Source organism: Paenibacillus sp. FSL R5-0517, assembly GCF_037974355.1.
Lineage (GTDB): Bacteria > Bacillota > Bacilli > Paenibacillales > Paenibacillaceae > Paenibacillus.
In genome coordinates this window covers 1,585,895-1,598,670 of record NZ_CP150235.1, presented here as the reverse complement: position 1 = coordinate 1,598,670, position 12,776 = coordinate 1,585,895, and the positions used below count along the sequence as shown (strand labels likewise).

Below are 12,776 nucleotides of genomic sequence, written 5' to 3'. Positions count from 1 at the left end.
GGTCCCATCCATGAGACATGTTACATCCGATCTGGAGAGACTGTCGTTCCAGTCCATACGTCACCAACTCATCATCGTTGATCATAATTGGATCATTCACAGTTGTAACCGCGCCTGGCAACAGGGGCTCGGCCAATCACCACCATACCCGGATGCGAATATTAATCATGCACATTACCTGCATCTGACGGAAGCCTGGGCAATACGAAGCAAGAACGCAAACACGGCACTTGTCGCACAGAATTTGAAAGAACGCGGAATACCCTTTAATCGAAATCATACATATGATATCTGCGTGTATACTGTATACAACGAAGAGAGGTGGTTTCGCGTGGAACTCACCCCTCTGTCTCACACGAATACAATTCTGGATACCGATCTAGCTTTGATTGCACACATGGATATTACCGAACAGAGGAAGACAGAACACCAATTGAAGAAGGCATTGTCTGAAGTGCGCACATTGCGTGGACTGCTGCCTATTTGCGCTGTCTGCAAACAAATTAAGGACGAAGAGGAACAGTGGACCTCCGTTGAGAATTATCTGGAGAAGCATACCCACGCCGAATTCACCCATGACATCTGTCCTGAATGCATCCGGCGGTTATATCCGAAATACTCGAATATCCTGGACAAGCGTTCCTGAAACTTAACTACTCAACACGCTAATTAACACTACACGGACAGATGATGTTCAAACTGCGACATATCCAGTTCCTGCGGTGTCCCATGCAGGGTGATGGTTCCTTTGTCCATGATATAGATATAATCGGCGGCACTCCTTACAAAATCAATACTTTGCTCCACCAGCAGAACAGAGAGGTCTCCCTTCGCCTTGAGCTGCAGAATAACCTGCCGAATGTCCTCCACGATAGAAGGCTGGATGCCTTCTGTCGGCTCATCAAGCAGTAACAACCCCGGACGTGAAGCCAATGCCCGGGCGAATGCCAATTGTTGCTGCTGTCCACCACTCAGATCCCCGCCCTGCCGTCCATACATCGTAGCAAGCACCGGGAACATCGCAAGCACATCCTCCGGGAACGTTTTTAATCCCGGAGCACTTGTCTCCAGACCAAGCAACAGGTTTTCTTTCACCGTAAGCTGCGGGAAAATCTCCCGCCCTTGAGGTACATAACCGATCCCTGCCCTTGCCCGCTTGGCTGTGTCCAAGGTGCATAACTCCTGATTTTGCCACTGAATACTGCCCTTGCGTGTTTTGAGCAGCCCCATTAATGTTTTCATCAACGTGGTTTTACCCACACCGTTACGCCCCATCAGACACACCACCTGTCCAGGCTGTACGTCAAGGTTCACACCGCGGAGCACATTGCTCTCCCCGTAGCCGGATTCAATTCGTTGCAGCGACAGCATGGTCATCCCTCCTTTTGCCTAGGTACACTTCTGCCACTTTCGGGTCTGCCTGCACCTCCGCCATTGTACCTTCCTTCAGCAGTTTCCCTTCATGCATTACCGTTACCTTGGCTGCGAACTCTCGCACAAACTCCATATCATGCTCCACCACCACAACCGAGCGTTCACGTGCAATCTCTTGCAGGAGTCGCCCTGTCTTGTGCGTTTCTTCATCCGTCATGCCTGCGGCTGGTTCGTCCAGCAACAACACACGTGGCTCCTGCAGAAGCAACATGCCGATCTCCAGCCACTGCTTCTCCCCATGCGATAACGCTCCTGCACGAGTCTCAACGCGATCTTGCAGACCAATCTGTAGCGTAACACGCTCCATCGCAGCACTCATTTTCCCATATCGACGAATACCGATGGCTTGCAAAGGGGAACGTCGAGTCTCCGCTGCCAGCGTCAGATTTTCCTGCACCGTCAGACCCGCGAAGATTGATGGCGCCTGAAATTTGCGTCCTACACCTTTGCGAACAATCTGGTGTTCTCTCAGTTTCGTCAAGTCCGCGCCATCCCCCATCTTCACCGAGCCGGACAACGGTTTGGTTTTACCACAGATCACATCCAGCATCGTCGTTTTCCCTGCACCATTCGGTCCAATCAGAAAATGCAGATCATGCTCATGCAGCTTCAGATTCATGCCTTTGACAGCAACGAACCCGCCAAAGGCCACTGTAATATCCTCAGCTACCAGGACTGCCGAATCCTTAGTAGACTTCAGGTTTTTCCCGAGTGACTTGGACATGCGCACTCTCTCCTCTCCGCTTCAGCAAGCGAACAACATGACGATACACACCCACAATACCGTTCGGCATGAACAAAACTACCGTTACAAAGAGCCCACCAATGACAAACAACCATCCTTCAGGGTAAGCCTCGCTTATACCTGTTTTGGCTGCATTCAGTACCACCGCTCCGATGACTGCACCGATAAGCGTACCGCGACCACCCAACGCAACCCACAGAACCATCTCAATGGAGGGCACAATCCCCATCATGGATGGCGAGATAATACCGACTTGAAGAACAAACAACATGCCCGCGATGCCTGCAAGCGCACCAGAAAAAGCAAAAGCCAGCGTTTTATATCCTGCCGGATCATATCCGAGGAATCGCACCCGATTTTCTCCATCACGCGCAGCTTCGAGCACTTGGCCGAACCGACTGTTCACCATTCGACGACAGAGCACATAAGCAATCACCAGAACAGCCAGGGTTATATAGTAGAGAGCAATTGTTGTTCCAGCGGAATGAAGTGTAAAACCAAAGATTGAATTATATCCGGTAATGCCATTCGTCCCACCCGTCCATTCCTGTTTACCAACAAATAATGTCACCGTAATGAGAACCAAGGCTTGTGTAAGAATAGTGAAGTATACACCAGTGATCCGGTTACGGAACGTAAACCACCCCAGAGCAAAGGCGAGCAATGCCGGAAGGGCTATCCCCAATAGGAGGGCCACGGGGAAAGAGCGAAATGGTTCCCAGAACCAGGGCAGACCACTGAGACCGCTCCATCCCATGAAGTCAGGAAGCGTTGCTCCACTGGCCTGGATCTTCAGATACATTGCCATCGCGTAACCACCCAGTCCAAAGAACACACCGTGCCCTAAACTCAGCACACCCCCATATCCCCAGATCAGATCGAGACCAATGGCCAGGATCGCCAGCGCCAAAAACTTGGCTAACAGACTCAGACGAAACTCCGTGGAGATCAGTGGAGCAAGACACATCATGATGAGCACAACCGCCCAGATGATCCTCATTTTCAGACTGCCAGTCTTGAGTAATGCCGACATGAACTAACCCCCTTCTTCACGTTAATCGAGACTCCGTGTACGCATTGCAACCAGGCCACGTGGTTTCCATTGCAGAAAAGCAACGATACACACAAATACCAGCACCTTGCCAATGGAGGCAGAGGTATACGTTTCGAACAGCGTGTTGAACATACCAATTCCCAGTGCACCACACACGGTTCCGACCAATTTCCCTACGCCACCCAGAACAACGACCATGAATGCATCCACAATATAATACGTGCCAAGGGAAGGGCCAATCGGACCAATGAGCGTTAATGCACAGCCAGCAATTCCCGCGATGCCCGAACCGATGGCAAAGGTCATGCCATCTACCCGCCGGGTCGAAATTCCAAGGCATCCTGCCATACTCCGATTCTGCATCACAGCCCTCATTCGTCTTCCGGATGATGTTCGATAGATATAGAGATACATACACAACAGCACAACCGCAACCAATGCGATAATGAAAATTCGCTTGTACGGAAATACAATGCCATCCGAGATCGCCAATCCCCCATTGAGCCAAGCCGGACTGGATACCCCCACATTCGGCGCTCCGAATATCGTGCGGGCCAGCTGTTGCAGCATCATCCCTACGCCCCATGTCGCAAGCAGACTGTCCAGCGGCCTACCATATAGATGCCTGATCAGTACGACTTCTAGCAGCCAGCCAATCAGAGCAGCTACAATGAACGCAATCGGCAAAGCCACAACAAAGTAGGCACCAAACCACGCCGCTGGAGCATAGGACATGAACAGATTTTGTGTTACATACGTTGCATATGCACCGATCATGATCAGTTCACCGTGAGCCATATTGATGACATTCATCAACCCAAACGTTACCGCCAGACCGAGTGCAATCAACAATAGAATTGAACTGATACTCAGACCATTGAACATCTGCAGGATAAACATATCCATCGCGATCCCCTCCTCCATACCGTGACTCTCGCTAATGCGCATGATTTCAATCCGGCTCAGTCACTACACATCCAATACATACACTCATCACATCAACGCTTTACCGCGATACGGTTAGAGGATGTGTTGTCACACCCTCGTTTCTGTTTAGGCTGCTTTGAAGCGAGTTATCTATGTTTATTACGGGGTTTCTATGTTATTTGGCGCTAAGGGAAGCTCCCCATTCATACGTTTTCAGATAAGGGTCCGGCTTGACAGGCGCACCAGAATTCCACAATTCCTTGAACTGTCCATCTTCCTGTACCTCACCGATCCGTACGGTTTTGTAGATATGCTGATTCTCTCCATCCACAGTCACCTTACCTTCCGGTGCATCAAACTCCAGACCCTTCGCAGCTGCCTTAACCTTCTCCACGTCGGTTGATCCTGCTTTTTCCACCGCTGCCTTCCAGAGATAAACTGCCACATATCCCGCTTCAATCGGATCTGCTGTCACCCGATCAGCACCGTATTTTTCTTTGTACTTGGCAACAAATGTGGCATTTTCAGGTGTATCCGTTGTCTGATAATAATTCCACGAAGCGAGATGCCCCTTCAATACGTCTGCGCCAATACCACGGATTTCTTCCTCCGCTACACTTACCGACAGGGTTGTCATCTGATCCGATGAGATTCCTGCGTCCTTCAATTGTTTGAAGAAGGCCACATTGCTATCCCCGTTCAGTGTATTGTATACAATATCCGGCTTCGCAGCCTTGATTTTACTAATGATGGTACTGTAATCCGTATGTCCCAAGGGTGTGTATTCCTCACCCACCACTTCGCCACCCTCAGCTGCGAGTTGTGCCTTAATGACCTGATTGGCCGTTTTCGGGAAAACATAATCCGAACCGAGCAGATAAAACGTCTTGCCCCTGTTCTCCAGTAACCAGGTTACGGATGGAACGATCTGCTGATTGGTTGTTGCTCCTGTATAAAAAATATTTGGCGACGATTCCAATCCTTCATATTGTACCGGGTAAAACAACAGACCTTTGTTCTGTTCGAACACCGGGAGCATAGCCTTCCGACTTGCAGAGGTCCATCCACCAAATACTGCAGCGACCTTATCCTGTTGCAGCAACTTTCCAGCCTTCTCCGCAAAAGTAGGCCAATCCGAAGCGCCATCCTCAATTACTGGCTCGATCTGCTTACCCAAAACTCCGCCCGCGGCGTTAATCTCTTCAATAGCAAGCATCTCGGCATCTTTAACAGATACCTCACTGATTGCCATCGTTCCGCTGAGGGAGTGAAGAATACCAACTTTAATCGTATCACTGGATGCAGCCGGCTCTCCTGTACCACCCGAACCTGAAGCTTCAGGCGGCGCAGCACCCTCCACACATCCCGTCATGACAATGACCGCACCTAGCAAAACACTCCATAATTTGACCGACCTCTTCTTCAATAGCCTACACTCCCTTTTTTTAGTCTATTGCCGAACATTAAGGTCATTTACACCCGAAATGTTCGTTGATCCAAATTATGGAGTCTTACACTCTTCATGTCAATATAGCTTACATAATTTTATTTCATGCCTACTCATTTCATGCATGTTGCTAATAAGCTTTGAAGCTTATTGACAAAGGATTCACCCTGTGTGAGTATATTTAACATATAACATGATTCATGAACATATCAGACATTATAAGCGAAAGGTCGGATTGCCTTGCACTGGACTGAACAGGAAAAGGAAAAACTCCTGATTACCGTGGCCGCTAACCTCGCCCGCGAACGAAGAGCACGCGGACTCAAGTTAAATGTTCCCGAAGCCATCGCTTTATTGACCTCCGAACTCATGGAACGGGCACGGGATGGAATGAGTGTTGCCGATTTAATGAGACACGGAGGCACCATCCTGACACGCGAAGACTGTATGGATGGCGTTCCTGATATGATCCCTGAAGTACAGGTAGAAGCCACATTTCCTGACGGTACCAAACTGGTTACTGTACATGAACCTATACGCTGAGAAAGGCAGGAGAAACCATGATTCCTGGTGAATATCGCTTGAAGCCAGATGACGATATCATCTGTCATCCGGATCGCCCAACTCTACGCCTGATTGTCCTGAACCGCGGCGACCGTCCCGTCCAGGTCGGCTCTCACGTTCACTTCTATGAAGTTAATGCCGCACTGGACTTTGATCGCACGTCAGCTTTTGGACATCGTCTGCATATTCCGGCAGGCACCGCCGTCCGTTTCGAACCCGGTGAAGAGAAACCCGTCGAACTCACGACCTTTGGCGGCAAACGCCAGATTCACGGATTCAATGGATTAACGGAAGGCTCAGCAGATCAACAACCCGATCCACAGAAACTGGAGGCATTCCTGAAGACGTTCTCCCCTCCCATACAGGATAGAGGTGAGCCTTCATGAAACGAATGAGTCGCGAGCAATATGCTTCGATGTTCGGACCCACAACCGGTGATGCCGTAAGGCTCGCAGATACCGAACTATGGGCAGAGATCGAACATGACTATGCTGTGTACGGAGATGAGAGCAAGTTCGGGGGTGGCAAAGTCATCCGCGACGGGATGGGCCAGTCCACCTCTGCCCTGCGCAGTGACGGTACTCCTGATACCGTTATTACCAACGCCATCATCATTGATCATTGGGGCATTGTAAAAGCAGACATCGGCATTCGGGATGGTCACATCTGCGCCATTGGCAAATCCGGTAACCCGGATACAATGGATGGGGTTCACCCCGCGCTGGTCATCGGCGCTTCCACCGAAATCATTGCTGGTGAAGGCATGATCGTAACCGCTGGCGGCATTGATACCCATATTCATTTCATCTGTCCACAACAGATTCAGACTGCATTATCCTCCGGGGTAACGACCATGATTGGCGGCGGAACAGGACCAGCAACAGGAACCAAAGCCACCACCTGCACACCAGGGGCCTGGCACATTCACCGGATGCTGGAGTCCGCAGAAGCTTTTCCCATGAACATCGGTTACCTCGGCAAAGGCAACAGCTCCAGTACTGCACCTTTAATCGAACAGATTGAAGCGGGTGTAATCGGTCTGAAGCTGCACGAGGATTGGGGTACTACTCCGAGCGCTATCGATGCCTGCCTGACTGCCGCCGGTGAACATGATGTTCAAGTCGCTATTCATACCGATACACTGAACGAAACCGGATTTCTCGAAAACACACTGGCCGCGATCAATGGCCGGACAATCCACACGTACCATACGGAAGGCGCTGGTGGCGGACATGCACCGGACATTATTCGGGCCGCTGGGGAGTCCTACGTTATCCCCTCATCCACCAACCCAACACGACCGTACACACGCAACACTGTAGAAGAGCACCTGGATATGTTGATGGTGTGCCATCACCTGGACCCTTCCATCCCGGAAGATGTCGCTTTTGCCGATTCGCGGATTCGTCCCGAAACCATTGCGGCCGAAGACATTTTGCATGATCTTGGCGTGTTCAGCATCATCAGTTCCGATTCACAGGCCATGGGCCGAGTGGGCGAAGTCATTATACGCACTTGGCAGACAGCCGACAAGATGAAGAAACAGCGCGGCAAACTTGAACTCAACCCAGACTCACCTTCCGATAACGATCGGATCAAGCGATATGTCGCCAAATACACCATCAATCCGGCGATCGCCCATGGAATCGGACATCTCGTCGGTTCGGTGGAAGTCGGCAAGCTGGCAGATCTAACCATATGGAAACCGGCCTACTTTGGTGTAAAACCCGAGATTGTCATCAAGGGTGGCATGATTACATTCGCCCAGATGGGTGATCCCAATGCATCCATCCCGACCCCTCAGCCAGTATTTGGCAGACCGATGTTCGGAGCCTATGGAAGCGCCATTGCCAGCGGATCGATCACCTTTGTCTCCCAAGCCGCAGCAGATGCGGGAATCAAAGAGACATTAGGGCTGAAAAAGCGGGTTGAGCCTGTTAAAGGCTGCCGCTCGGTAAGCAAAAAAGACATGATCCACAATGACGTCACCCCTGTCATTGAGGTCGATCCCGAAACCTATGAGGTACGCGCCGACGGCGAACTGCTCACCTGTGAACCCGCAGACGAGTTGCCTATGGCACAGCGCTACTTTATGTTTTGATCTGAATACGGATTAGCTGATAAGGGGGCACTCATGATGAATAGTGGTACGAAGCTGCTCCGTTACGTTCAGCTGTTGGATTCAGCCCTGCCCATCGGCGGGTTCTCCCATTCCTTCGGTCTGGAGGCTTATACACATGATGGCACGGTACAAAATACCGCGCAGCTCGAACAGTTTATTCGCAGTCAGCTTCATTCCAGTCTTGTAAGACTAGATGGTCTTGCCATCAAAGGCGTCTATCAGGCAATACATCAGCAGGATGCCGCTCTACTTGCCCTGTATGACAAACATGTCCACGCCCAGCGCTCCCCTCGGGAACTCAGGGAAAGCGGCCACAAAATGGGAAAGCGACTACTCAAGTTGGCCCGTTCACTCTATCCTTGGATGGACTTCACCCTGATTGATGAGGCCATACGGGAACACGGCGCGTATTGCGGTATTACGACCATTCACGGTTATATCAACTATCAATTGGAGATTGCATTGGATGAAGCCGTTACCGGGCATCTGTATACCTCAGTTAACGCTTATGTGAACAGTGCACTTCGCCTTCTGCCCATCGGTCAAACCGAGGCGCAGATGTTGATTCAGAAGCTGCTCGATGATATCGAAGCAGAATGGGCAGTCATTCGGGAAAATGACCCGGAAGATATGCACAGCTTCGGAATCGCCCAGGAAATCTATGCTATGCGGCACGAGACCTTACCCGCACGGCTGTTTATGTCTTAACTACAACTTTTATCTAACTTAGGAGGAATTGTTATGTGTGGAGGAGCTAATCATACGCATCATCCGGAGTGGGAACGTAAGGCATTTGATCGGAGTCGTCCGATGCGAATTGGCATTGGCGGACCGGTAGGTTCAGGCAAAACAGCCCTTGTCGAGAAGCTGTCCAAGGCACTGCGTACACGTTATAGCCTTGCTGTCATCACCAATGACATTTATACGAAGGAAGATGCCGAGATCTTGCTGCGTCAGAATGCACTGGCACCAGAGCGTATTATCGGTGTAGAGACAGGCGGATGCCCGCACACGGCTATTCGTGAGGATGCTTCCATGAATTTCGAAGCAGTTGACGAGTTGATTGAACGTTTCCCGGATCTGCAACTGATCTTTATCGAGAGCGGTGGCGACAATCTCTCCGCTGCATTCAGTCCAGAACTCGCTGATGTGTTCATCTACATTATCGACGTTGCCCAAGGAGAGAAACTCCCGCGCAAAGGCGGACCTGGCATCACGCGTTCAGACCTGTTGTTAATCAACAAAACGGACCTCGCCCCTTACGTTGGAGCAAGCCTGGAAGTGATGAAAAATGATACCGAGCGGGTACGCGAAGGCCGCCCTTATGTCATGTCTAATCTAATGAGCGGTGAAGGTGTATCGGAGATTGTCCACTGGCTCGAACATCAATACATGGATGACGATGCTTCCGCTGCACATCTGCATTCACACAGCCATGAACATGGCACTCACTCACATTAATTCACCTTCTGTGCCCACCGGGACAGGAGTGAATCGGAACGAAAGTACAGGTGAGCCTGTCACGCGCCGCAGCGAGCTTCGGGCCACCTTTGCCTTTCAAGGCGAGCGGACGGTTATGACCGATCGTTATTACAGCGCCCCTCTCCGGTTTAGCCGATCCTTTCGGCCTCCTGGAGGCGGAACCGAGTTATGCGTGTACACATCAGACGTCTCTCCCGGAGTCCTTAATGGGGATCATTATCATTCCGAGTGGGAATTAGGTGAAGGCACACATGTCATGCTGAGCAGCACATCAGCGACCAGACTTCATCCCACTCCTTCCATTCCCTCATCCGTTAATCATCACTTTCGGTTGGGAAAAGGAGCTATGCTGGAATACTTCCCGGAATGCGTCATTCCCTTCAAAGGGAGTTCTTCTTCACTCGCAGTAACCTTGGAGCTGGATGAACAGGCCATTCTTGCCTATGCAGATATCTGGTCTGCCGGACGGATTCACCGGGGAGAAGCATTCCAGTTCGAACGCTACCGCAGCTTGACGGAGATATGGCAAGGTAAGAAACTGGCTGTCTGGGATCGTTTCGGACTCGAACCGGCAACCGATGACCCCAAACACTCAGCATCTCTCCTTCACTACACACATACCGCTGCATTGTGGATAATCGCTCCGGGGCTTGGCACTGCGGAGTTGGAACAAGTCAGATCCGCGCTGCCACCCGATGGACGGATGCTCGCAGGTGCAAGTTTACTGGCAACTGGGGGTATCGGTGTTCGAATTCTTGGCATGGCCGCTTGGGAGCTTCAGGAGCAGTGTCTTCAGGTCTGGAACACACTCCGTTCCCAACTGCTAGGCAAAGAAACTCTTGTCTTTCGTAAATAAGGGCATGAAGCATCGTTTAACACAGAAAACCTCTGAACTGTCTCCGAGTATGTTCGGATTAGTCCAGAGGTTTTTGTTCATTCAGTCCATGGATGCTGCTCATATCAGTTACGCTTCGTTCTCTTCAGAATTAATCTCTGATCTGTTCTCAGACTTATAACGATAGTCTCCTGCGTCTTTGCTTTCCTTGGATTTGCGGTAACGGGTGAATTCAATATATTCGCTGATAAAAGACTGTTCCACAGTCGATAATTCACTTTCCTGGCAATTCAATTGCCGCAAAACGTCAAAAAAATAATCCTCCCGTTTTTCCCGAACCATCGCTTCCTTCGATGGACGACCAATCATGAGCCAGTCAAGGCTCACATCAAAAAACGAAGCAATCTCAATTAATTTATTCGTACTCGGAATAGACTTGCCACGTTTCCAGTCACCCAGATTGCCTGTGCTAATCTTCAGCTGTTGGCAGAAAGCCTTCTTGGTCATTCCTCGTTCGGCAATCAGGTGTTCAATTCGCTCATAGATCGACTGCATACAAGAACCGCCTTCCAACCGTAATAATCAACTCATCTGCTTGAATTATACCACATTATTCCTGAATGCTCAGCCTTTATATACCTGGAACAGGATAAGGTATAGCGTATAACACAAAGATAGACTTCCATGAATGATCATGAAAGTCTATCTTATAACGTTGTTGCTGTGATGCGGTCGAGAGGACTCGAACCTCCACGGGTATACACCCACTACCCCCTCAAGATAGCGTGTCTGCCATTCCACCACGACCGCATATTCAATTGTAAAAATGGTGAGCCATGAAGGGCTCGAACCTTCGACACCCTGATTAAAAGTCAGGTGCTCTACCAACTGAGCTAATGGCTCTTGCTGTAAACTTCACCGGATGTGCCATGCTTCATTCTTGTTTATAAGAGCATTGACTTTGAGGATTTCTCAACGAAAATATAAATCTCATGAGGTGGTGAAGATATGACCCGTAGGGGATTCGAACCCCTGTTACCTCCGTGAAAGGGAGGTGTCTTAACCCCTTGACCAACGGGCCTTAATAACAAGTTGTCTTTCTTGGCGACAAGAATGAGTATACCACAGGACAATTTAAACTTGCAATACTTTTTTTAAAATTTATTTTTCAGGCTTTTTTGTCCATTTCAAACTGTTCTTCATAGAGCATTTTAGTCGACCTCCACATGCACGCCAATGTCACACCTGTACGGGGAAAAAGTAAATTCCTCATTAAAAAACTTACAAAGCCTTACGTTGACTTATAATATTGCAAATCACATTAGGAATACTTATAATTAAAGTATCAAGATAAGTACGGTCATCCATACCCTTGGAGGTGACATGTTTGTTTCAAGAAGAACGAATGCAGCTCATTGTTGAACATCTTCACAAACACAATCGCATCTCAGCTGATGATATTGTCACTTTGTTTGATGTATCACGGGATACTGCTCGCAGGGATCTGATCAAGCTTGAGGAACAGGATGCCATCATTCGAACACGTGGCGGTGCAATTCTCCCCCCTCCTCCGCAAAAGTTCAGATCCTACAAAGACCGTTTACTCGATGTATCTGAGGAAAAAAGAGCCATTGGCAAACTCGCTGCCGCTATAGTAAGACAAGGCGAGATCATTATTCTGGATTCTTCCACGACCGTGCAGGCTTGTGCCGAGAATTTGAACGGCAAATCCTGTACCGTCATTACCAATTCGATTCATTCCGCTGATCTTCTCTCCAATCACACGGCTGTCCAGATTCGTTTGCTCGGTGGCAAAGTGGATAAGGAACAACGTTATGTCTATGGTACCTCTGTGATCGAGACACTCTCCCACTATTATGCAGATAAAGCCTTTATCGGAATTGGCGGTATCACCATGGACGGCTTCAGTGCTTCCGAAGAGGAAGGTAAAATTAAACACCAAATGATGAAAGCTGCCAAGAAAGTCATTGTTCTTGCAGATCAATCCAAGTTTGATAAACGATATGGTTATCGTTTTGCTGACTGGTCATTGGTGGATGTATTGATTACGGATCAATGGCCAACCCAAGAATGGCTTGTTTTTCTAGCCGAACAACAGGTTGAGATTCTCATTCCTGAACCTACAGATGATAAGGAGTTGTAAAT

Annotated in this window: 14 protein-coding genes and 3 tRNA genes; 8 read left to right on the top strand and 9 right to left on the bottom strand. The window is 49.5% G+C overall.

The features are described 5' to 3' along the window. Positions 1-10: 10 nt before the first annotated feature. Positions 11-646 carry a hypothetical protein gene (locus MKX40_RS06960; protein ID WP_339240387.1) on the top strand — a complete coding sequence of 212 codons (636 nt, stop codon included), beginning with the start codon at positions 11-13 and terminating at the stop codon, positions 644-646. Between the two features lie 29 nt (positions 647-675). Here MKX40_RS06960 and urtE read toward each other — a convergent pair whose 3' ends face one another. The 5 genes from urtE to urtA all read right to left on the bottom strand — a co-directional run bounded on the left by urtE (position 676) and on the right by urtA (position 5,586). Continuing rightward, complete coding sequence (gene urtE, locus MKX40_RS06955) at positions 676-1,371, bottom strand: urea ABC transporter ATP-binding subunit UrtE (RefSeq protein WP_339240386.1); 696 nt, start codon at positions 1,369-1,371, stop codon at positions 676-678. Next, complete coding sequence (gene urtD, locus MKX40_RS06950; RefSeq protein ID WP_339240384.1) at positions 1,349-2,158, bottom strand: urea ABC transporter ATP-binding protein UrtD; 810 nt, start codon at positions 2,156-2,158, stop codon at positions 1,349-1,351. The genes urtE and urtD overlap by 23 nt, the downstream gene beginning before the upstream one ends. Further along, a complete protein-coding gene (gene urtC / locus MKX40_RS06945; RefSeq protein ID WP_339240383.1) occupies positions 2,121-3,212 on the bottom strand; it encodes an urea ABC transporter permease subunit UrtC in 1,092 nt (363 codons plus the stop codon). Before urtC ends, urtD begins: the two co-directional genes overlap by 38 nt. Positions 3,213-3,233: 21 nt before the next feature. After that, positions 3,234-4,139, bottom strand: a complete 906-nt coding sequence (gene urtB, locus MKX40_RS06940; RefSeq protein ID WP_036610830.1) for an urea ABC transporter permease subunit UrtB — start codon at positions 4,137-4,139, stop codon at positions 3,234-3,236. Between the two features lie 196 nt (positions 4,140-4,335). Next, entirely contained in the window at positions 4,336-5,586 is a 1,251-nt protein-coding gene (gene urtA, locus MKX40_RS06935) for an urea ABC transporter substrate-binding protein (RefSeq protein WP_339240381.1), read from the bottom strand. Between the two features lie 261 nt (positions 5,587-5,847). Here urtA and MKX40_RS06930 point away from each other — a divergent pair, with 261 nt between their 5' ends. Genes MKX40_RS06930 through MKX40_RS06905 form a run of 6 tightly spaced genes read left to right on the top strand, consistent with a single transcriptional unit; the run spans position 5,848 to position 10,631 of the window. Then, positions 5,848-6,150: an urease subunit gamma gene (locus MKX40_RS06930; RefSeq protein ID WP_253431836.1), complete on the top strand. Its 303-nt coding sequence runs from the start codon at positions 5,848-5,850 to the stop codon at positions 6,148-6,150. Positions 6,151-6,167: 17 nt separating this feature from the next. Continuing rightward, the gene (locus tag MKX40_RS06925) at positions 6,168-6,557 is read left to right on the top strand and encodes an urease subunit beta (RefSeq protein WP_339240380.1); all 390 of its coding nucleotides are present in this window, start codon (positions 6,168-6,170) and stop codon (positions 6,555-6,557) included. Continuing rightward, the gene (ureC, locus tag MKX40_RS06920) at positions 6,554-8,272 is read left to right on the top strand and encodes an urease subunit alpha (protein WP_339240379.1); all 1,719 of its coding nucleotides are present in this window, start codon (positions 6,554-6,556) and stop codon (positions 8,270-8,272) included. The genes MKX40_RS06925 and ureC overlap by 4 nt, the downstream gene beginning before the upstream one ends. Before the next feature lie 33 nt (positions 8,273-8,305). Continuing rightward, on the top strand, positions 8,306-9,001 hold the full coding sequence (locus MKX40_RS06915; protein ID WP_339240378.1) for an urease accessory UreF family protein: 696 nt from the start codon (positions 8,306-8,308) through the stop codon (positions 8,999-9,001). A 33-nt stretch (positions 9,002-9,034) separates the two neighbouring features. Further along, positions 9,035-9,754: an urease accessory protein UreG gene (ureG, locus tag MKX40_RS06910; RefSeq protein WP_017690021.1), complete on the top strand. Its 720-nt coding sequence runs from the start codon at positions 9,035-9,037 to the stop codon at positions 9,752-9,754. Beyond that, on the top strand, positions 9,660-10,631 hold the full coding sequence (locus MKX40_RS06905) for an urease accessory protein UreD (RefSeq protein WP_339240377.1): 972 nt from the start codon (positions 9,660-9,662) through the stop codon (positions 10,629-10,631). The genes ureG and MKX40_RS06905 overlap by 95 nt, the downstream gene beginning before the upstream one ends. A gap of 108 nt (positions 10,632-10,739) precedes the next feature. On the opposite strand, the gene MKX40_RS06900 is transcribed toward MKX40_RS06905, so the two are convergent. The 4 genes from MKX40_RS06900 to MKX40_RS06885 form a co-directional block, all read right to left on the bottom strand. Continuing rightward, positions 10,740-11,165, bottom strand: a complete 426-nt coding sequence (locus MKX40_RS06900) for a helix-turn-helix domain-containing protein (protein WP_339240376.1) — start codon at positions 11,163-11,165, stop codon at positions 10,740-10,742. 172 nt (positions 11,166-11,337) lie between these two features. Further along, a tRNA-Leu gene (locus MKX40_RS06895) sits at positions 11,338-11,420 on the bottom strand. 17 nt (positions 11,421-11,437) lie between these two features. Next, positions 11,438-11,513: transfer RNA gene (locus MKX40_RS06890), tRNA-Lys, on the bottom strand. A gap of 106 nt (positions 11,514-11,619) precedes the next feature. Further along, positions 11,620-11,691: transfer RNA gene (locus MKX40_RS06885), tRNA-Glu, on the bottom strand. 306 nt (positions 11,692-11,997) lie between these two features. Between MKX40_RS06885 and MKX40_RS06880 the strand changes: the two genes are divergently transcribed. Next, positions 11,998-12,774, top strand: a complete 777-nt coding sequence (locus MKX40_RS06880) for a DeoR/GlpR family DNA-binding transcription regulator (RefSeq protein ID WP_339240375.1) — start codon at positions 11,998-12,000, stop codon at positions 12,772-12,774. The last annotated feature ends 2 nt before the right edge of the window (positions 12,775-12,776 follow it).

Excerpts from the sequence above, each read along its gene's own strand:
- ureG (WP_017690021.1), top strand. The coding sequence starts at position 9,035 with ATGTGTGGAGGAGCTAATCATACGCATCATCCGGAGTGGGAACGTAAG.
- MKX40_RS06925 (WP_339240380.1), top strand. The coding sequence starts at position 6,168 with ATGATTCCTGGTGAATATCGCTTGAAGCCAGATGACGATATCATCTGT.
- urtE (WP_339240386.1), bottom strand. The coding sequence starts at position 1,371 with ATGCTGTCGCTGCAACGAATTGAATCCGGCTACGGGGAGAGCAATGTG.
- urtB (WP_036610830.1), bottom strand. The coding sequence starts at position 4,139 with ATGGATATGTTTATCCTGCAGATGTTCAATGGTCTGAGTATCAGTTCA.
- MKX40_RS06900 (WP_339240376.1), bottom strand. The coding sequence starts at position 11,165 with ATGCAGTCGATCTATGAGCGAATTGAACACCTGATTGCCGAACGAGGA.
- urtC (WP_339240383.1), bottom strand. The coding sequence starts at position 3,212 with ATGTCGGCATTACTCAAGACTGGCAGTCTGAAAATGAGGATCATCTGG.
- urtD (WP_339240384.1), bottom strand. The coding sequence starts at position 2,158 with ATGTCCAAGTCACTCGGGAAAAACCTGAAGTCTACTAAGGATTCGGCA.
- MKX40_RS06960 (WP_339240387.1), top strand. The coding sequence starts at position 11 with ATGAGACATGTTACATCCGATCTGGAGAGACTGTCGTTCCAGTCCATA.
- MKX40_RS06915 (WP_339240378.1), top strand. The coding sequence starts at position 8,306 with ATGATGAATAGTGGTACGAAGCTGCTCCGTTACGTTCAGCTGTTGGAT.
- ureC (WP_339240379.1), top strand. The coding sequence starts at position 6,554 with ATGAAACGAATGAGTCGCGAGCAATATGCTTCGATGTTCGGACCCACA.